Annotated in this window: 16 protein-coding genes; 11 read left to right on the forward strand and 5 right to left on the reverse strand. The window is 48.0% G+C overall.

Features of this window, described 5'->3' with window-relative positions; all coding sequences use genetic code 11:
* Window positions 1–78 precede the first annotated feature (78 nt).
* On the reverse strand, window positions 79–654 hold the full coding sequence (locus AC286M_RS33185) for a Uma2 family endonuclease (protein WP_488208468.1): 576 nt from the start codon (window positions 652–654) through the stop codon (window positions 79–81).
* A gap of 147 nt (window positions 655–801) precedes the next feature.
* Entirely contained in the window at window positions 802–2,292 is a 1,491-nt protein-coding gene (locus AC286M_RS33190; RefSeq protein ID WP_488208469.1) for a CHAT domain-containing protein, read from the reverse strand.
* A gap of 351 nt (window positions 2,293–2,643) precedes the next feature.
* Here AC286M_RS33190 and AC286M_RS33195 point away from each other — a divergent pair, with 351 nt between their 5' ends.
* The 3 genes from AC286M_RS33195 (at window position 2,644) to AC286M_RS33205 (ending at window position 7,658) form a co-directional block, all read left to right on the forward strand.
* A complete protein-coding gene (locus AC286M_RS33195) occupies window positions 2,644–2,868 on the forward strand; it encodes a hypothetical protein (RefSeq protein ID WP_488208470.1) in 225 nt (74 codons plus the stop codon).
* A 671-nt stretch (window positions 2,869–3,539) separates the two neighbouring features.
* Window positions 3,540–6,083, forward strand: coding sequence for a phosphoenolpyruvate synthase (gene ppsA / locus AC286M_RS33200; protein WP_488208471.1), 2,544 nt, complete (start codon window positions 3,540–3,542; stop codon window positions 6,081–6,083).
* A gap of 381 nt (window positions 6,084–6,464) precedes the next feature.
* Window positions 6,465–7,658, forward strand: a complete 1,194-nt coding sequence (locus AC286M_RS33205) for a hypothetical protein (RefSeq protein WP_488208472.1) — start codon at window positions 6,465–6,467, stop codon at window positions 7,656–7,658.
* 2 nt (window positions 7,659–7,660) lie between these two features.
* Here the strand turns inward: AC286M_RS33205 and AC286M_RS33210 are convergent, their stop codons facing one another.
* Window positions 7,661–8,983: an IS701 family transposase gene (locus AC286M_RS33210; RefSeq protein WP_488202758.1), complete on the reverse strand. Its 1,323-nt coding sequence runs from the start codon at window positions 8,981–8,983 to the stop codon at window positions 7,661–7,663.
* Window positions 8,984–9,094: 111 nt separating this feature from the next.
* Between AC286M_RS33210 and AC286M_RS33215 the strand changes: the two genes are divergently transcribed.
* From AC286M_RS33215 to AC286M_RS33225, 3 genes are all read left to right on the forward strand, one after another.
* Entirely contained in the window at window positions 9,095–9,958 is an 864-nt protein-coding gene (locus AC286M_RS33215) for a hypothetical protein (RefSeq protein WP_488208473.1), read from the forward strand.
* Window positions 9,955–11,667: a hypothetical protein gene (locus tag AC286M_RS33220; protein ID WP_488208474.1), complete on the forward strand. Its 1,713-nt coding sequence runs from the start codon at window positions 9,955–9,957 to the stop codon at window positions 11,665–11,667. The genes AC286M_RS33215 and AC286M_RS33220 overlap by 4 nt, the downstream gene beginning before the upstream one ends.
* Before the next feature lie 193 nt (window positions 11,668–11,860).
* The gene (locus AC286M_RS33225) at window positions 11,861–12,073 is read left to right on the forward strand and encodes a hypothetical protein (protein WP_488208475.1); all 213 of its coding nucleotides are present in this window, start codon (window positions 11,861–11,863) and stop codon (window positions 12,071–12,073) included.
* A gap of 203 nt (window positions 12,074–12,276) precedes the next feature.
* Here AC286M_RS33225 and AC286M_RS33230 read toward each other — a convergent pair whose 3' ends face one another.
* Window positions 12,277–12,519, reverse strand: a complete 243-nt coding sequence (locus AC286M_RS33230) for a hypothetical protein (protein ID WP_488208476.1) — start codon at window positions 12,517–12,519, stop codon at window positions 12,277–12,279.
* A 103-nt stretch (window positions 12,520–12,622) separates the two neighbouring features.
* Here AC286M_RS33230 and AC286M_RS33235 point away from each other — a divergent pair, with 103 nt between their 5' ends.
* The 4 genes from AC286M_RS33235 (at window position 12,623) to AC286M_RS33250 (ending at window position 17,086) form a co-directional block, all read left to right on the forward strand.
* Window positions 12,623–12,853: a helix-turn-helix domain-containing protein gene (locus AC286M_RS33235; RefSeq protein WP_488208477.1), complete on the forward strand. Its 231-nt coding sequence runs from the start codon at window positions 12,623–12,625 to the stop codon at window positions 12,851–12,853.
* A 54-nt stretch (window positions 12,854–12,907) separates the two neighbouring features.
* Window positions 12,908–13,111 (forward strand): hypothetical protein, encoded by a 204-nt coding sequence (locus tag AC286M_RS33240; protein ID WP_488208478.1) that lies wholly within the window; start codon window positions 12,908–12,910, stop codon window positions 13,109–13,111.
* 394 nt (window positions 13,112–13,505) lie between these two features.
* Window positions 13,506–15,191: a 2-isopropylmalate synthase gene (gene leuA / locus AC286M_RS33245; RefSeq protein ID WP_488208479.1), complete on the forward strand. Its 1,686-nt coding sequence runs from the start codon at window positions 13,506–13,508 to the stop codon at window positions 15,189–15,191.
* A 389-nt stretch (window positions 15,192–15,580) separates the two neighbouring features.
* Window positions 15,581–17,086, forward strand: a complete 1,506-nt coding sequence (locus AC286M_RS33250) for a Sll1247 family protein (protein WP_488208480.1) — start codon at window positions 15,581–15,583, stop codon at window positions 17,084–17,086.
* Here the strand turns inward: AC286M_RS33250 and AC286M_RS33255 are convergent, their stop codons facing one another.
* Entirely contained in the window at window positions 17,087–18,970 is a 1,884-nt protein-coding gene (locus AC286M_RS33255; RefSeq protein WP_488208481.1) for an AAA family ATPase, read from the reverse strand.
* 84 nt (window positions 18,971–19,054) lie between these two features.
* Between AC286M_RS33255 and AC286M_RS33260 the strand changes: the two genes are divergently transcribed.
* Window positions 19,055–20,971 carry an ArsA family ATPase gene (locus AC286M_RS33260; protein WP_488208482.1) on the forward strand — a complete coding sequence of 639 codons (1,917 nt, stop codon included), beginning with the start codon at window positions 19,055–19,057 and terminating at the stop codon, window positions 20,969–20,971.
* Window positions 20,972–20,987 lie beyond the last annotated feature (16 nt).

Consider the following 20,987-nt stretch of genomic DNA (forward strand, 5'->3'; position numbering starts at 1 on the left):
TACATTTGCCCACGAACAATGTAATTTAAAGGATTCGTGATCGCACTTTTCTCGCAACAGACCAGATCTGCGATCGCACTACCAAACGAGTGCCATATTGAGCTGAAAACCAGGCAAAATATTTTCTCCAGACAGTTTCTCTGGATCGTCTAACCGCTCAGGTATAGCATCTGATCGATAAATCCAGACCTGACGCTGTTTGCGATCAATCAACCAGCCCAAACGAACACCACTCTGCCAATACTCTTGCATTTTGGCTTGGCTCTCTGTTAATCCGTCAGACGGAGACATCAATTCCATCACAAAATCAGGAGCAATCGGTGGAAATTTCTCCTTTTGGTTTGGGGTTAGAGCATCCCATCGATCTTGACGAATCCATGCTAAATCGGGAGAGCGATCACCCCCTCTAGGCAGCTTAAAACAGGTTGATGAATCAAACACTTTACCCAATTGAGTTTGACGATTCCATAGAACAAACTCCGCATTGATCTCGCTATTGCGATTACCCGTTTCACCGCCTGTCGGTGCCATAATCAGCAGTGAACCTCCGGGTGTTCGCTCAAACTTAATCTCTGGATTAGTCCGGCACAGCTCATAAAACTGTTCATCGGTGAGGTTCAAAAGGGATTTTAAGTCTGGGCTAAAAGCAGTCACGGCAAATTCCTCGTTGATACCGTTGTAGAACTGAATCCCGACTTCTAGCTAAGCACTGGTTACTCTGATCTTGCCAGAAAATCTTAAACTACGCGATCGCACTTTTCTCGTAGCAGACCGGATCTGCGATCGCACTTTCCAGTGTACTTACCAGGGGCTTCCCACTAAGACAAATGCAGCCCAGTAAAACGGGTGCGATAAGTCGGTGCTGCTGGCCATATTTTGTAGTGAGGGCGGAAGTGCGATCGCAGTTCCGCCCGAATTTTGCAATTGCTGATCGGTAAGCTGCACCTCACCGTGAATCATTGCTCGCTGGGTCAAGCCCAAAACGTTCGCTTTGGTTGCGCCATTGGCCTGAGCCAACTGCGAGTAAAACTCCCGCATCAGCGCCAGCGTGCCAACATCGCTCACCGACCAGAGGCTGGCCAATGTGGATTTGACGCCCGCTTGATAGGCCAATCCTGCAAATCCCAGCTCCGCTTCAGGATTGCCCAATGCCGTCTGACAGGCGCTCAGCACCAGCAGCTCAACGGGCAAATTTTCCCAGTCCAAATCGCGAATTTGAGCCAGCGTAATCTGCTCATTTTGCCAAAGCTGAATGAAAGACTCACTCGGCGCACCAGATCGAAACTCCGCATGGGTCGCCAGATGCACAATCTCAAACTGCCTTTGCTCTAGTTCCTGCTGGAGATTTTGCCGTGTGAACGTATCGTTGAGATAAATCTCGCCCGGCCAGATATCAGATGCGATCGCAGATAGCTCAACGGGTACGGCAGGTAGATCACCCAGCGTTTGAAACTCCGATGCACCCATCGCCAAAACGTCAACTGTTCGCATGGATCGATAGCGCTGATCGGTCAGCGTAAACGCTGGAATTAGGCCAACGTCATACTTTTCAATCAGAAACTGCTGGCCATCGTGGAGAACAGAGAGAGGTAGCGATCGCACACCTCCGCCGACGCAGAAGACCAGCGTATCGATTTGGGCTGCCTGTAACTCAGGTTCTATTGGCGTAATAATCCACTCATAAAGCTGCTGGGCTGAGGGTAGATAGCGCTCAGCGGGAGCCAAGCGAGCAATCATCTGCTTGAGCTGATTGGCTTCATCCAGTAACCGACTTTGCGGAACATCTGGAAACAGATGACGGCTTGATGCGCCATCCGGTGTCACCAGCAGCAGTTCCAGCCCTTCCTCATGCGGAAAAACATATACCAAGCCCAGCTGATGATTGGTTGCCGTGCTGAGCTGAGCCAACGTAGCCGCAACATCTACACCCGTTTGAGGCACCAGATCCGATGGCGAACCGAGATACTCAGTATAGTCGGTTTTCCAGGTCTGCTCGATTTCCTGCACCCGCTCTACGACGGCAATTCCGCGCGTGATGGTGGGAACTACGAAAGGCAGATCAGTTGTGGTCTGAGCAATTTGCTGGGGGATAGCTGGGGACTGATGTGCGTGAGGCGTGAGGCGTGAGGCGTGAGGCGAGGGAGTTGGATGAGTTGCGATCGCAGGTGCTAGGCCAACGACATGGAACAGCAGCACCACCAAACAGGCTGCCCCCGCCCCCACCAACCGCCGATACTGCCGGATCCAGCGCAGTTTCCTTCGCTTTTGTTTGGAAGCAGATTGCCGATACATGGCTCACGAACCTGTTTGGGTAAATTAATTCAGTCTTCGATACCAGGGATCATCCCATTAACAACACCTTGCTAACATTCTATTCCTCACGACTTGTTCAAAAACAGGATGTAAAGGGTTTAGAGGCTGTAAAAACATAGCACTCAGCCCTCAATCCTCAATTTCCAAGTTCAAGATGCGAGGACAACAAACCTGAATGGGAACCATAGGGAAAGAGATACGTCGAGTCTGTATCTATAATCATGCGTTATTACAAGCCAGTGCCAAACGCCCTTTCGCTTCACACTTTTTCAAATTTGGCTTTGGCCTCCATGCGATAGCGTGTCAGCCAGACTGCGGAGGAACTTCGCTATGTATTGGGTTTGTATTCTGCTAATTGCGATCGCGCTGCTAGCCAGCTATTGGGCTTGGCGAGTATCCGATGAGATTGAAAGCATCCTGATCGGCATTCCAGCCACCATTTGCTTAATCGGGGGCATCATCATTGCGCCGATTTCGATCAAGCTAACGATTCTGACTATCGTTCTCCTCGTTCACCGGATTGGCCAACCGAACTTTCATCGATCTACTAAGTAGTCAAACGAGACAGCAAAAGAATACCGGAATTTATACTTTCCTCAGCATTTAATCAATGGGCGATAGATTTCTCCAGGTGTTTCAGTCGCGAAATAAACAACATTTTTATTGTCTTAGTTAACATTTATCTATCGTAAATGATCAGATTATTTTAATAATTCATCCTTCTAGTTTATCTACACTCTAAAGTCAGCATTTCACTACCGCAAAGCAACGGAAACGCCGATTTTGGGACGGATAAATTAGCAGCCATCAATTGTTCTACGTTAATCGCTCAAATATATAACAGATAAAGGTTTGCGCCTTTCAAGTCAGCCTATCACAGGAATCCATTGCACAACTTTCTTTATGATTTTGCATTTTGTAAAAGCAAACACAATCAGCCGCATTCTATCTATAAACTGATAAGTAGAGATGCTTATCCAGCTTGGCTTGATTCATTCTCCTAATGACAGAAAGCTCAATAGAGAACCAAGCCAGTCCTTCATCAACGCGATTTATTCAGGATTTTTCCTCTACAAAATCGCCATCTTACGTTTGAATCGAATTAGTTTCAAACTAAATTTGTCTTGATATTTAGGCTGATTTCGCCACTAAAAAGTCTGAAGCTAATTAGAGACTAACGACCATAAATGAAGGATATTCACCATTAATTTTCAGGAGTGGTCAACATGGTATTGGCTCATAATCGTCCCGAAGGTGATGCCCGCAATTACCCCTCTGGTAATGCAGTGGATCGAGAACATGCATTTGTGCTGTGGTTTGAGGAAGTTGGCATTGACGATATCCCGATGGTTGGCGGTAAGAATGCCTCCCTCGGTGAAATGATTCAGCAGCTCGGCACCAAGGGCGTTTCTGTTCCAACTGGTTTTGCCACAACGGCCTATGCCTATCGCTATTTCATTGAAAAGGCGGGTCTCGAAACCAAACTGCGGAACCTGTTCTCCGATTTAGATCTAGATGATGTGATGAATTTGCGCGATCGCGGGAAGCAGGCGCGGGCAATGGTGCTCAATACTCCCTTTCCTCCTGAACTAGAAGCGGCAATCAGTAGCGCTTATTTACGATTGTGCGATCGCTACAATGCGGTTAACCAAGAGTGCGAAACTCTCAGTGGCGCAGATGCCGAGGAATGCCGCAATATTACCAGCGATCTTGACGTAGCCGTTCGTTCATCGGCAACAGCAGAAGACTTACCCGATGCCAGTTTTGCCGGACAGCAGGAAACCTATCTCAATGTCCACGGTGTGAAAGAAGTAGTCGAATCCTGCCACAAATGCTTCGCTTCGCTATTTACCGACCGGGCCATCTCCTATCGGCACCAGTATGCAGAACGGATTGAAGGCTTTGACGAATTCAGTGTGGCTCTCTCCGTTGGCGTTCAGAAAATGGTGCGCTCTGACCTGGCCTCTTCCGGCGTCATGTTCTCCATTGATACAGAAACCGGATTCAAGAATGCTGCCTTGATTACAGGTGCCTACGGCTTGGGTGAAAACGTGGTTCAAGGTGCCGTTAACCCCGACGAATATTTTGTTTTCAAGCCAACGCTGAAAGACGGCAAGCGCCCCATCCTCGAAAAGCGGCTGGGCAGCAAAGAAATCAAGATGGTCTATGACATCGGCGGCGGCAAGCAGACCAAGAACGTGCCCGTAGCCGAACCCGATCGCAAAAAGTTCTGCATCACTGACGATGAAGTGATCACCCTAGCGAAATGGGCCTGCATTATCGAAGACCACTACAGCGCCAAACGGGGCAAAGACACCCCAATGGACATCGAGTGGGCTAAAGATGGCCTGACAGGTGAACTGTTTATCGTCCAGGCTCGCCCCGAAACCGTCCAATCCCAGAAGTCGGGCAGCGTGATTAAGCACTACCGACTACAGGGCACAGGCGATGTCCTGACCACCGGACGCGCCGTGGGCGAAATGATCGGCGCAGGCAAGGCTCGCGTGATCATGGATGTCCATCGAATTGCTGAATTCCAGGAAGGAGAAGTGCTAGTCACAAACAAGACCGACCCCGACTGGGAACCGATCATGAAGAAGTCCAGTGCCATCATCACCAACCAGGGTGGACGCACCTGTCACGCTGCCATCATTGCCCGTGAAATGGGCATTCCGGCCATTGTTGGCTGCGGCAACGCTACGGAAGTGCTGAAGACGGGTCAAGAAGTGACCGTTTCCTGCTCAGAAGGTGAAGAAGGCCGTGTTTATGCTGGGCTAGTTCCCTTCGAGATTCAGGAAACTCAGCTCGACAACCTGCCGCGCACCCGCACCCAAATCCTGATGAACGTCGGCAACCCGGAAGAAGCCTTTGGCCTAGCCGCTATTCCCTGTGACGGTGTTGGCCTTGCCCGCCTAGAGTTCATTATTGCCAATCACATCAAGACGCACCCGCTGGCGCTGATGCACTTCGATGAACTGGAAGACAAGGCGGCCAAGTGGGAAATCTCCCAGCTCACGGCCAACTATGACGACAAGCCCGAATTTTTCGTCGATAAGCTGGCCACAGGCGTCGGCATGATCGCTGCTGCCTTCTATCCCAATCCAGTCATCGTGCGGATGTCGGACTTCAAGAGCAACGAGTACGCTAACCTGATCGGCGGTCGCGAGTTTGAACCGAAGGAAGAAAACCCGATGATCGGCTGGCGCGGCGCATCCCGCTACTACGATCCAAAATACACAGCAGCCTATGGCCTAGAGTGCAAGGCGCTCAAGCGCGTCCGTGATGACATGGGCCTGACCAACGTGATTCCGATGATTCCGTTCTGCCGCACCCCCGATGAGGGTCGCAAGGTACTGGAAACAATGGAAAAATACGGCCTGAAGCGGGGTGAAAATGGCCTCCAGGTCTACGTGATGTGCGAAATTCCCAGCAATGTGATTTTGGCTGACCAGTTCAGCGAAGTCTTTGACGGCTTCTCGATTGGCTCCAACGACCTGACCCAGCTCACCCTTGGCCTCGACCGCGACTCGGCTCTCGTTGCTCACATCTTCGACGAACGCAACGAAGGCGTGAAGGAAATGGTGCGCCAGGTGATCACTAAAGCAAAAGCCAACGGTCGCAAGATCGGTATCTGCGGCCAAGCACCCAGCGACTATCCTGAGTTTGCCTCCTTCCTGGTTGAAATGGGCATTGACTCGATTAGCTTGAACCCGGATACGGTACTGAAGACGATGCTAGAAATTGCCAAAACGGAGGAAAAACTCGGTTAATTCTGATAAACAGCTATTTTGAATAGCAAACTGAGGGTTGGGTAGTTATTAGCGACTATTCAACCCTTTCAGCAATAGGCTGATTTAATGCAAGTTGAGCTAGTGTAACGAATATTCCAACTCATTGACGGGTGGTTAGCATTCTACGCACTAAGGCACCTCAAGATGAGAGAAATTGACCCTGAAAGCTGACTATCTGTACTTACTGAAATCCAATCTAGCTCTTTTAGGTATTACACGCTATATGCAGCGGAAGCCTTAACATTTATCCCCCAAACCTGCCCAACCTTCAAAAGTCAGTTAATATGATTAAAAGTACAAACGTTCCTTTGTGACAGCGCTTGAAAAAGGATTTTTTGAGTACAAGTTCTGTACAAGTCTATGATGCAAAGCAATAACAGCCCAGGTTCGTGGCAATCCATCAGTGCAGATCTGCCAGAAGTTCATGAGACTTTACAACAGATTGCCAGGGCTATCTATGTAGAAAAAAAAGGCGATGTCTCTGTAGACCAACAAAAGATTCAGGTTGAGAAAGCGATTACCCTCGGCTTCTTAAAACAACAAGAGGACAAAGTTGCTTTTGCCGAATCAGCCCTGCAAGCTGATTATCTGGCTGAATATGCAGTAAACCAACTGGTCTCGACTTGGGATGATATCGACATTTTCCTAGAGGCTGTTAATCATCTTTATCATTGCAGTTTTTTGCTTGAATACGACCTTGATCTTGGCGCTCAGTCACTATGTACATTAGCAAAAGAGCACAATAAAGATTTAATCAGTCGTATTATTGAAGTTGCGACCCTGAGAAGCACAGAAGATGTTTCCCATCAGTATTTCTGGAATTTATATGAGTTGTTCTGTGCAACATTACCGAACCTTTGCCCTAAACCTAAACCTTTAGCTGATGCGCTAGAAGTCCTTGCAAGCATTAATCTTGGAGCCGCAAAGCTTCAAAATAAGATGGAGGATTTACTAAAGCAGTCACAAGATACTGTTGAGTCTTTCTATCAAGAATTCACAGGTCGCTCTAATCCACTCTTTACTGAACTTGTATTTACGACATTACTAATTCTCAGTCAGTTTGATTTCGATATAGCTCATCAAAGAGCGTTATCATTTACCGACTCTAGTGATTTAGTAAAAGTTGATTTAGGGCTTTCGGTGTTAGGACGGCTTAATTATTTTCATGCCCAACAATCAGAGTTATTGGCTATAACGCTTGCTCGTTTCAATGAATTTCTATTACAACACAACACCAAAATAGATTCAATATTAGCTAAAGCCTATGGGGATTTGTTAGATCGGTCTGATGAAGCTATCACAAATTTCGTAGAGTTATCTTCTCGATCAGATTTGGCTATACGTAAAGAAGTGGCTCAAGTTCTATTACGCCGCTCAGAGAAATCATTTCAGGAAGATTGGTACAAAAATGCTTTATTAACGCTTCTGCATACCCCACTTCTGCTTCCAGAAGTCCTAGAGCGGTTGGATTTTGCAATTCGCCGCTATGTCCATAGCGAACCTAGTTTTGCAGTCCAACTCATTAAGATATTAGCTCTTAACGCTCTTCAATGACTCTAGGCAGAGGAAATATTTTGTAGGATTGTAGTTGGAACTCCCCGAAATTGATTCATGAGCCGGATGAGCATCTGAAAACCTCGCGCCAGTTCGGGAATCGGAAACACGTCCAGCCAAGGTTGTAAACGATTTGAACTCACCCAAGGCAAGAGAATTAACCGTAGGTTATTGAGCCAGTTCTTCCATCCGTTGCCCATATTCCAATCTGAATGCTGCGTGAACGAAGACACCACAATCGAGTCATCCTGTTCCGGTGGAATCGCCCCCTGAGGACGCATCGGGGGGGTGTTTAAGGTGACCATCAAATAGGCACTCATCACGACTTCCCACCACTTTTCAATCACAGCATAGTCGGTGACGCGAAAGTCCGCCCAGCCCAGTTCATTTTTGCTTTGCTTGAGACCATATTCCACCCAATTTCTTAGACCATAGAGGTCTCCAACCTGGTGGTAAGAAATGTCCTTAACCCACGTCATCACCATCCAGGTTGACGCGCTAGGTAACGTTTGTGGATCCGTTGTCAATTCCCAGTAGCGCTGGGAACGACGTTGGCCATAAATAATCTCTCGAATGAAGCGAGTTTCACAACGACCATCACTCAATGTTCGCTGATACTGACGCCAGCGATTGCTTCTGACCCGTTGCTCTTTGGGCAAGAGCACCGCATGGTTTGAGCGAATAGCCAACACATACGGGAGCTCTAATTGATGTAATGTCCGCACAAAGCTGCTGCCGCTTTCTCCATAGGCACTATCGGCCAAAACAAGTTCAAACTGAAATCCCAATTCACAGAGTTCTTGAACCATTGCTGCCGCAATTTCGGGTTTGGTGTGATGAGAGTCTCCTGCTTTTAATCGCTCTTTCGGCTTGTAAATTCTAAAACTTAACGGGAAGGTCAAATTGTCAATTACCCCATAAGCATCCACCGAAACAATGCCGTTTTCGATCTTACCTAAGTTGCCGATGTACTGTCGTTTCACATAGTCGGTGGTCTGTCCCTTTTTGCGGTCGCCCGTTTCATCAATGACTAGGATCAATTTTTGTCCCCCTAAGAGACCTAAAATCAGCTCAATGCGTCGTTGCCTGAGGTCTTTAGCCTGCCAAGGTGAGCTGACTAAAAACTGTTGTAATGACTGAGCATTGGGTAGTCCTGTAACCTTAGCAATGGTTGGTAGCGACTTACGCTTGACTTCCGATATCATCCCGACATGCAGATGCTTAAAGGCTTCAAAGCTTCTGACTTCTGCAAACAAGTCTTGGTAATAGTCACAATATTCATCAATGAACCGGACGGTTGGCTTGGCTTGTCGGGGAGCTACCATTGATTCTCTCTACCATTCAGCCCTTTTACTCTAATTTATCTCTGCCTAGAGTCATTGAAGAGCGTTAATTGGGACTATGCCAACAGTACTTACAAAACGTTTCCAGATGTTGTGAATTATACGCTCACGGAGTTATTCAATCGCTCTCCCCATGAGTTGAACGCTGCTCTTACCCACTGGTTTGCTTCAAAAATTCCTCGTTTACATAGTGCTGCATCTGAAATTGAGCGTTTTTTTGCATCAATGCCATCAAATAATCCCAATGAAGGTGCTGACAGCAATCTAAAGCCATCAATTCTACTCAGCAGATCTGTGTTGGATTCCCTTGATGAAATCACTGTTCAGCAAATGCTATATCGTATTGCAGGATATGTTACGGGTGGAATTTCACTTTCAGCACTAATTTTATCTGCCTCTCAGCGGGAACCCATTTCTCGATCGCTTGCAGAGTTAATCGTAATGCTGCTGAGTAATAATGTTATCTACGATTATCCAATCAGGGCAAAAGAGTATTTAAACAATCGGCTTGGTGAAGAGGCAACTACAGAAGTAGAAAAGCAAATCATTCAAGCAGCATTAGAGCGGTTTGATCGCTATTTTCAGTCTCGGAAATCACTGCCTCCACTTAAGGAGTTACAAACGCCTCCTAATAGAATTTATGCTTATTACCAAGCCCAGTGGAAGCAGAATGTAGACATTGTAGAACAGGCTAAAGAATGCTCAATCTTCTGGACTCTATTCAGTGGGCGGGAAATCCCCATCAAATATGGGAAGGCATCTGCTCATTTTGATAATGCAGCCCAGAAAATCTCTGAGCCTACGCGCTTTGCGCCTCTCTCTTACGAATATGATGTGCCCCAAAGCGATGTCATTGATCCTGTTGGTCGTGCTTATCAACGTTGGCGATGGAGGTTAGTAGGGCTTGAGCAAGCTATGGATACTTTTGAGACAGATCCGGCAGAGTCAGAAGCATGAAGTTAGTCATCCGCGAATATCTAAGTATGTTGAGAGAAGCGGGCGAACTCGATTCGCTGCTCTTCGATCTACTCATGAACATGAAAATCATCCCTTTGAATCCTGCCGAAAGAGGAGGAAAGCAAGACGGTGTTGACATTCCTGCTGTAGGAAATGATCCAGAGGATGGAAGGAGAAAGCTTTTTCTATTCACAGCAAAACGTGAGGATATTACACGGCAGGATTGGTATGAGACTCCAAATGGTATTAGCGCATCTTTAGATCAAATTCGAGTATCCTACTTACGGAAGCGTGTTCAGCCAAAACACACACAACTTCCGAAAAAAATTGTTTTAGTAACAGGTGGTGCTTTAAGGCAGAATGTTGCCCCAGACTGGACTGATTACGTTCACGAACATACGCAAACTCACCCTAAATATGGAGAAATCGAGTTTGCCTTCTGGGGCGGCGAAGAACTAGCACCTCTGATTGAGAAGTATTTATTGGATGAGTACCTATTTCCAGAAAATTCCAGAAAAAATTTACGAAAGACGATCGCCTTAATTGATCAGAATGAAGATCAACCGAAGTATTTTTATCAGTTGATCGATGAAATTCTGTTCGATGGAAATTTACCAAATGATAAAAAGCCGGGTTCAGTAAAGAAGCGTCAAAAGGTTCTACGCCTTCTCAATCTCAGCCTGAATATTGTATTTCACTGGAGCGAGGAAGCTAATAACCTCCGTCCCGCATTTCTTAGCGCTGAATATTTGATCCTCCGATCGTGGGACTGGCTAAGACAACACGACTTGTTTAAGTGCAAGAAAACGGTGGCAGGGTATAGCTCCTTATTATCCACTTACCTAACAATTGGTGCCCGGTATGCAGGAAAGCTTCAACCCTATTGCTATGTTCGCGACGGGTTATTTGGCTACAACATGGCAGATGAGGTGGAATATCCCTTAAGGACTTTCGAGACAATTGGGATTTTAGGGAGCATTGTTTTAGTTTATTGGTATGGATCACAAGGGTTTAGAGAGGATGTGGCTAAACAAGCTTACTTGCAACAGTGCTCTGCGATCGCCAAAATGCTGGCAGCCCTAATCAACAATAATCCATCGGCTTGGGCACCACTCTACGATAGTCATGCAATCGATATTGCAATTGGTTTGCTTGCTTTGACCGCAGCGGATGAACAGGAAACAGCTTCAGAGTGGGTAAATGGAATCGCAAGCCGTATCTTCTATGCTTACAATCATTTGGGCAAGCATTTTCCAATTGCTTCAGATAGCCATGAAGAGTTAATTGCTCTGCAATTCGGAAAAGCCCCTCCCAAAGAGATGTTGACGAAGCTTTCAACACTCTTGCCCTTGCTCGCGGACTGGTATGCCATTTTGAACCTCGATGAACAGTACCCAAACTTTTATGAGTCCGTCGTTCATGTCTTTCCTCATACCAATCTTCAAATTTGGTTTCCAGACGATGAAACTGAAAATTACCTTTATCGTCAGAATGCTGGTTATGCAAGTGGACTAACAGTTGACTCCATTCAATTGCCACCAACTCTTGATGAATTAAGAGCTTTTATCATCAACCTACGTGAGCAAAAACAAGAATTTAGAAGCTTTAGCTGTTTTGCTGAGGGGCATTTTGCATTAGGGCTAATTGCAAGTCGTCACTTTCGTACTCCTATCATTCCTGCTTACTGGCAATATGAGATTAAGAAATAGATTTGTGTTGAAACGCTTCTTAGTGAGATCGCACCTTACATTCTCTACAAATTAGTATCTTGTGAATGGCTGATAACTGCGACCTATCACTGCGATCGCAAAAGCTGAAATAGTAAACCAAACGGCTTTAAGCCTGATTAGCTAGGTGTAGAGTACTCTGGAGAGGTGACTTCTTGAGAAGAGGAAAGGAATCATGACGCTTGCTGAAGTGCTTCCGGCTGCCCGACAACTCTCCGCAATAGAAAAACTGAAGCTGATCCGAATTCTGGCTGAGGATTTGGACATGGCTCAGGATATTGCACCACTGGAACCTTTCAAGACTTATGACTTACCCACTCCATATGATTGTTTTGGAGCAGGCGCAGCTTTAATGGAATCTTTCAAACAGCCAGATGTTAGTCAGTGATTGATGATAAGTACAGCGCCCAAATGCCCCATTGATTTTAGGGCAGACGAACTTCTTTCTTGAATTTGATGTTTGCTTCTACCGTTCCAAGATGGAGTTTGAAGTCAAACCGAAATCTCCGTAGCAGCCAGCTAACAACTCTGTAACCTCGACTGAATTGCTGATAAGTGCGATCTCACATCCAATCTAAACAGCTTCATTGACTAATACCGAATCCATTTAGTGAGAACTCGCATGGGTTTGCCGCTTTGGGGATCGATTTGCGGTTTGCTCCAGGCTCTGGCTTCGGCAAAGCCGAGACGATGCAGAATTTTGACCACTAAATCGATGCCTGTGGCTGTGCCGACGATTGTGATTAACACAGGTTCACGCGTTGGTGCAGCAGGAGCAGAGCTACCAGGAGGAGCCGAGTAGACTTCTGTGTTGGGAATGAATTCTTGCGACATAATGATGCGTCAGGATGTAGTCACAAGTGTGACATTAGCATAAAACCAATGTATCCACAAGTGTGACATTTACCTTCTTAAGATCCTCTGACACGATTAGGATATGGGAAGGGCAAGCGACGCACTGAAGCAGGTTTTAGATACCTACAGCATTAGCCAGAATAAACTGGCTGTAACGATGGGTATCAGTCGAGCCAACGTAGGCCGTTGGTATCACGGACTTGACCCTAGCGCTGAAAATATTGCTCAAATTACCCAGGCGCTCAAAACGCTAAATCCCCTAGCAGCAAAGGAATTCGTGCGGCTTTATCTCGGAGTGATTGTTGAAGATTAGTTCATAACAGCGATCGCAGTTCTCGTTGCCAATTAGATCAGGGAAATTAGGGGCGTGAAAACTGACTATCTCTTGCATGATCAGGCTTACAGCGCAAACGACACGATGACGGCATTGCAACTCGCTATATCGGAGATTCCAACGAGATTTTGCAGGAGATCATGGCCACAAATTTTTAGAATCCAAGACGTAAAGCTAGTTCCACCCAGCCATGCAGAAGACTTTGCCGATGTGCAGGTGATTGCCGCAAAAGAATAATTCAATTCGACAGGCTTATTTTTTGTGTTACGATGCGTAGCATTGCAGTAACGAATTCAACGTTGCACTCAACCTTCATGCAATTTCAGCAGCTACTTCTCTCCACCCTAATCGGCCTACTGCTAGGTCTGGGGCTGCTGCTGCGCCTTGGGCGCAAATAATTTTTGACATAAAGGCAAATTGCCCTGAATAGTTTTTGAGCTTGTGCTGAGGTACCTGTTGCTTTTGCGCTGGTCTATAGCGGTGGTTTCCGTTGGTGGGGACTAGTGCGACGGGGCAACGGAGCCTATTTCTCCCTTTCGCCCCTGCTCCCCACTCCCCTGCTCCCTCCTCAGCCACCCTAAAGCACCCACAAATATCCCAAATAACTAGAAAACTCATAGAGATTGTGACTATGTTGACTCATCCCAATCAAAAATATCGTGCCTTTGCCCCGATCGAATTGCGCGATCGCACTTGGCCAAATCGCACCATTACTCAGCCGCCGATTTGGCTCAGCACTGACTTGCGGGACGGCAATCAGGCGCTGATTGAGCCGATGTCCGTGGAGCAAAAGCTGCGCATGTTCGAGATGCTGGTGGCGATTGGCTTCAAGGAAATTGAAGTGGCGTTTCCGGCAGCATCGGAGACCGATTTTCAGTTTGTGCGGACGCTGATTGAAGAAGATCGCGTGCCGGATGATGTGGAGATTCAGGTACTTACCCAGGCGCGGGAAGACCTGATTCGGCGCACGTTCGAGTCATTGCGCGGTGCAAAGCGGGCGATTGTGCATGTGTATAACGCGACGGCTCCGGTGTTTCGGCGGGTGGTGTTTCGCAAGAATCCGCAGGAGACGATTGAGTTGGCAGTCAATGCGGCCAAGCTGATTCGTGAGTTGGCAGCCGAGCAGCCGGAAACCGAGTGGCGCTTTCAGTATTCGCCGGAAGTGTTTTCGCAGACGGAGCTGGAGTTTGCCCGCGATATCTGCAATGCGGTGCTGGAGGTGTGGCAGCCGACGCCGGATCGGAAGGCGATTATTAATCTGCCCGCTACTGTTGAAGGTTCAACGCCCAACGTGTTTGCCGATCAGGTGGAGTGGATGCACCGTAAGCTGATCTACCGGGACAGTGTGGCCTTGAGCGTGCATAACCACAACGACCGGGGATGTGCGATCGCAGCCGCAGAATTAGCGCAAATGGCGGGTGCTGACCGGGTTGAGGGCTGTTTGTTTGGCAACGGCGAGCGCACAGGCAATGTCGATATTGTGACGCTGGCGCTGAATTTGTATACGCAGGGGATTCATCCCGGTTTAGATTTCTCGCAGATTAATGAAGTGGCGCGCACCGTTGAGGACTGCACCCAACTGCCGATCCATCCCCGTCATCCCTACGTCGGTGATCTGGTCTTCACCGCATTTTCTGGTTCGCACCAAGACGCGATTCGCAAGGGCTTTGCGGCGCGGAATCCGGATGAAATTTGGGATATGCCCTACTTGCCGATTGATCCAGTCGATTTAGGCCGTTCCTATGAGTCAGTGGTGCGGGTCAACAGCCAATCCGGCAAAGGCGGCATTGCCTTTTTGCTGGAGCGCGACTATAACTTGAGCCTGCCGCGCCGCTTGCAGATTGAGTTTAGCCGGACTGTACAGCGGGAAATGGACAACAGCGGTCGGGAAATGACCGCGCCCATGCTGTGGGAACTGTTTGAGCGGGAATATCTCAGCGCAACGACACCCTACAAGTATGTGTCGCACCACTGGCGCGATGATGAAGACGTGCCGACGATGGTAGCAACGGTGATCCGCGATCGCAAATCTCTCACGTTAACGGGTACGGGGAATGGGCCGATTGATGCCTTTGTCGCCGCGCTCGATTTGGATATCCGGGTGCATAACTACGAAGAACGCGCCATTGGTCACGGCAGCAACGCAAATGCGATCGCAATGATTGAAATCGCGGCGGACTGGCTGGAGAGCACGATTCACGGTGTCGGTATCCACAGCAGCATCGTCACAGCATCCTTACTGGCTGTACTGAGCGCAGTTAACCGAGGGTTGGCCATGTCGCCCAGTCAGAGCGGCATGGCTATGCGCTTGGTTTAAAGTTATAGAACAATTGATTAGGATCTTTTTTGCTGATCAAACCCTTGAATAGTGGTCATGAAATGTATGAACTCATAGATCTCATGAAGCTATTTGGGGGTTTGATTGCAATTAAGCTTTAGCTGAATTTTAAGTAGTTTCACGATTTCGAATATATAAATAATAAAAAGTCTGTGTAAAGCTAAATAAAATCACCTAGCACGTTATCGCTCCGTATAAACATCAACAAAAGTTCAATAAATTCACAAAAACATCTAAGTAGAAAGAATATTAATGGCAGGTTTAAATTATTCTCAAAAATATAAACTGATCATCAAAATTAGAGGCTGTCATTGAACTGAGGCACCTCTATATGGGTAAGTTTATCCAAGACGGAGTTCTGAAGTCTTGTGAGCGCTATTGTGGTGCAACTGGCAACTAATAGCTGTGGTATCGAGTCCGTCAATCGAATATTTGTACATAAAGGTGCAAACATGATTGCAGGTCAAAATGAGACAACGATCATTCAGAGCAACGCCACAATAGAAGGCAGTGAGTTAACCAAAGCTGAAACACAGTCTCAGACTTCTAGAATTATCAATCTGAAAAAGGCGCAGGAGTTAATTTACAAATCCCTACTAGATATAGTCAGAACTAGCTCTCCAGATGCCGCTTTAATCGAATTTAAGCAACTGTTTATCTATAACGGCGGATGTAACGAAAGCCCAGATATTTCATCTGCAATGCATGAAATTATATTTGCCAATCAAGAGCATGAATTTCGCTACACGCTAAAGCGCTCTTGCTATATTTTAATTAATAACTGGGAAACCAAACGCCAGCATCAAGCTATACAGGAGCTTGTTGATTCTTTTCAAGATCCCGTTATTTCACATCCAGCGATTTCAATATCGCGTCAACGCCTCCGAACTTGGCTGAGTAACTTTGTAGAGAGCCAAGATTATCGGGATTTGCAGGCTTTTGTATCTCGTCGCCTCAAACAAGATAGTCAAACGGATGTCCAGGAGCAACACTGGACAGAGCGTTATGCATTCTATCAGCTCATGGCTCAATCCACCGATTTAGATAATCCGACTGAGCAGCAAGAAGCAGCTCGTAATAGAGCCGTAATGCTGAAAAATCAGTTTCGCTTTGACCTAGCAATGTACATTGCTAAATCTCAAGCTTCGTCTAAGCTGGAATGCGTGATTCCCAAAAATCCAACTGGCATGGGAGACGAAGTACTGCGTTTGATTAAGTTGATTACGCTACGCCGTGGCATGTTTAGCCATGAGAATCTAGCTAATATTTTTCTCAAGCAGACCACTCAAGTTCAGTATCGGAACTTCAAAACCAGCTTGATTAAATATTTAAAATTTGGTTTACCTCAAGCGATGCTCATAGAACGGGCGTTGTCTGATATTGAGGAAAAACTAAACGTACTCTATATCAACCATCATGAGAACCCGATTGACGATGCTTTGCTACTGCGTACTTGTAATCGATTGATTGATTATCTGACAATAGAGGATCGAAAGACTCCATCCTCTATCTTTACGATGCTGTCATTTAATCATCCGTTTGCACTGATTACAATGTTGCTAAAAATATATTTGGTTTGTCGCAACACAGCCTCTCATTTGGAATCTAAAATTGGCAAGTTGATTCAGTTCTATAAAGACAGCGAAGAAAGCAGCAGCCATTCAGACATGAGTAATCCAATCAGCTTTTTTGAAGTATTCAATGTCGTCTTAACCATTCATACTGGCAACGTCGAATACAATATTGTTCGGGCCAAAAAGATCGCCACGAATACTCAATTCGACAATAGAATCCCCTTAAGCGAGTTAGAAAACTACCGAATTTTTTCTCGATTCAAACAGCCAATGCAGGATCAACGATTTGGGCTAAGCTGACTAAGCTGAACGATGTGCCAACAAGGCGTAATAGGCTTGTTCAAAGTCATTGGCGTCAATATAAATCTGGCTGGGATCATCCTGTCCTAATGCCCGGTAGCGACGAACAGCTTCTAGGGCGGCTTGGTTACTCAACAGCGCCAAATCTGCACCATTCCAGCCCTCCGTCCGTTCAGCCCAAAGCGCCAAATCTACAGCTTGCAGAGGCCGATCTTGATTGTGGACTTTCAGGATAGCTAAGCGGCTGTCTTGGTTGGGCAGATCGACTTTCAACTGAAGATCCAGCCTTCCAGCCCGCAGTAGAGCCGGATCAAGGGCATCGCGGCGGTTGGTGGTACCAATCAGGATGAGATTGGGGCAATCCTGCATACCGTCGAGTTCAGTCAGTAACTGACCGACAACGCGATCGCTAACGCCCGAATCGCCACTGGCCTGTCCCCGTGCGGGGGCTAGCGTATCAATTTCGTCGATAAACACCACGCAGGGCGACGCCTGCCGCGCTTTGGTAAACAGTTCTCGCACGGCCTGTTCGGCAGCACCCACCCAGCGACTCATCATCTCTGGGCCTTTGACGGAAATGAAGTTAGCACGAGCTTGAGCGGCGACCGCTTTGGCCAGCAGCGTTTTGCCCGTTCCGGGCGGCCCCCAGAGGAGGATGCCTTTCGGTGCCTTTGCTCCCGTCGAGCGATACAGATCGGGATAGAGCAGCGCGCCTTCCACCGACTCCTGAAGCACTTGCTTCGTATCGTCTAGACCGCCGATGTCATTCCATTTCACATGGGGCGTTTCCACTTCAACTGCCCGCAGCGCAGAAGGTTTAATTGCCTTGATCGCTTCGAGAAATTCCGCCTGCGTAACGGTCATGACATCAGGAATTGGGCTGTTGAGTGACGGCACCTGACGACGCAGAGCCAGGTAAGCCGCTTTCTGACAGAGTGCTTTTAGATCAGCACCGACTAGCCCAACGGATAGATCGGCAATTTCATCTAGGCTGATATCTTGAGCCAGCGGCATTTTGCGGGTGAGGATGTGCAAAATTTCTAGGCGACCGTTGCGATCGGGGACGCGAAACTGCACTTCGCGGTCGAGTCTGCCGGGACGACGCAACGCTGGATCGAGGTAATCAGGCCGATTGGTCGCCGCCAGGACAATCACGCCATTGTTTTGAGCGAAACCATCCATTAGGCTCAGTAACTGCGCGACCAGCCGCTTTTCAACTTCACCTTCCACCTTGCTACGATCGGGGGCCAAGCTGTCAATTTCGTCAATAAACACTAGGCAAGGTGCCGCTTTAGTCGCTTTCTCAAAAATGCTGCGCAGCTTACCTTCGGCTTCACCGTAATATTTGCCCATCACTTCCGGGCCGACGATCGCAATGTAGTTCACGCCCAGTTCTTCTGCCAGAGAGCGAGCCGTCAGCGTTTTACCTGTTCCCGGTGGGCCAACGAGTAACACGCCACGGGTCGGTTCCAAACCCAGTCGTGCCAATAAGTCGGGACGCTTGAGCGGAATTTCAATCAGCTCCCGCAGTTCCTGTAACACTTCGCTCAGACCACCGACATCTCTTAACGATGGCGTATCGGGCTCAGCATCAGAAGGAGCAGAGCTGAAATCGCTAGCAGGTGCTTGATTACGATTACCCGCTGGGGGTGGGGTGACGATCACCGTGTCATCAGTATGATGGGAGCCTGGTGAAGTAGCATTTGGGCGCGATCGCATTTTGACCGTACCGATATCGTTGGGAATGTTGCCTTGTCTGGGAATACTACTCATAGTGCGCGAGTTGATTCGCACATCGGCTTTCAGCTCACCCTTTTCGGCTTTTTCTTCCAGGGTTTTGGCCAGCTCTAGCAGTTGCTCAAATCCCTTAAACAGGTCACTCATCGGCTTTGCCCTCGTCGGTGCATCCAGTATAGCTAGACGTTTTTAGCGTTCCCGAATCGCATGATGCAATTGCAGGATCGTCCTATGAAGTTTGATAACGCTCTTAATCTCGCCATGTTCAGCGGCAAAGGTGGCGTCGGCAAGACGACTCTGTCCTGTGGATTTGCCCGCCATTGGGCGCAACAGTATCCCCAAGAGCAAATTTTGTTGATTTCCACTGATCCAGCCCACTCGGTTGGCGATGTGCTGCAAATAGCGGTGGATGACACGCCGAGTCCAATGGCCGATCTGCCCAATCTACAGGTGCGGGCACTGGACGCACAGCAGCTCCTGCAATCGTTTCGCCAGCAGTACGGCCACGTGCTGGAGTTACTCGTCGAACGCGGCAGTTTTGTCGAAGGTGATGACCTCAGCCCCGTGTGGGATCTGAGCTGGCCGGGACTGGATGAGTTAATGGGCATTCTAGAAATTCAGCGTATTTTGCGGGAGGGCGATGCCGATCGGGTCGTTGTGGACATGGCTCCCAGCGGCCATACCCTGAACCTGTTCGGCCTGATGGACTTTCTCGATCAGTTCCTGGCCGCGCTGGATCTGTTTCAGGAAAAGCACCGCTTCATGGTGCAGCGGTTCAAAGGTAAGTATCAACCGGACGAAGCCGACCAGTTCTTGCAGGACATGAAGCAGGACTTGGCTCAGGGGCGGGCCATGCTGCAAGATCCGGAGCGCACAGCCTGCATGGTCGTCGCCATTCCAGAACCGATGAGCTGGCTAGAGAGCCAGCGCTTTATTGATGCGCTTAATGAACTGCAAATTCCAATTGGTGGTGTTTGGGTGAATCATGTTTTAGCTCATCCCGATGACTATCAGCGCTATGTGTCTGAACAGGCGTTGCTCAAGCAATTTGTGGAGATTGCTCAGCCTCACTCGGTCTGGATTGCGCTACAGCAGGCCAAAGAACCTGTAGGGGTTACTGAACTCGATCAGCTCTTTCAACACGCCACCTCGTTTTCGCCAAATCCATCAGCGGTTTCAGAAACTCGTCAGCTTAACATTCGCTGGCCGGAACGTATCCCGCCTGGGTTTCCAGACTTTTTGGAGGAAGGTCGTCGCCTAATTTTGGTGGGTGGCAAAGGCGGGGTCGGAAAGACCACGGTTTCAGCTGCGATCGCATGGGGCATCGCCCAGCGTCATCCCCAAAAGCAAATTCGGGTTATCTCCATCGATCCAGCCCATTCTCTGGGAGATGCGTTGGGACAGTCTTTAGGCCACGATCCAGTTACCCTCACACCGAATCTCAGCGGTCAGGAAATGGATGCAAAAACCCTGCTGGATCAGTTTCGGGAAGACTATCTCTGGGAACTGGCCGAAATGATGAGCGGCGATAATGGACTCGGCGAGATTCAAATCGCCTACGGCCCAGAAGCGTGGCGACAGATTGTTTCGCAAGCTTTGCCGGGAATCGATGAGATGCTGGCGCTGATTGGCATCATGGAACTACTGGAAACTCAGGCGCAGGATTTAATCATTCTCGATACGGCACCCACCGGACATCTACTGCGATTTCTAGAAATGCCTACCGCCCTGAGCGACTGGCTAGCCTGGATCTTCAAGCTGTGGATCAAATATCAGGACGTCGTCGGTCGGGTGGACTTTATGGGACGACTGCGCAATCTGCGGCAGCGGGTCGTTCAAGCACAGAAAAAATTACAAGATCCGGCCTACACTGAATTTATTGGCGTCATACAAAATCAATCAGCCGTGTTGGCGGAGGCTCAGCGATTAACAGCTTCCTTGCAAATGATGAACATTCATCAGCGGTACATCGTACATAATCGCTGCGAAACGAGCCATGAACTATCAGATGCCGTTTTTCCTGAACACACCCTAGTCCGCCTACCAAGCTTGCCCTGTGCCGTGACACCATTAGAGCAAATCCAAGGTGCGGCCCGTTTGTTGTTTGAAGCACGAGAAGCGATCTCAGCCAGTTCCCAACGCTGTTAAGGCCAATCTAAATTGA

Source organism: Thainema salinarum CENA647, assembly GCF_057732415.1.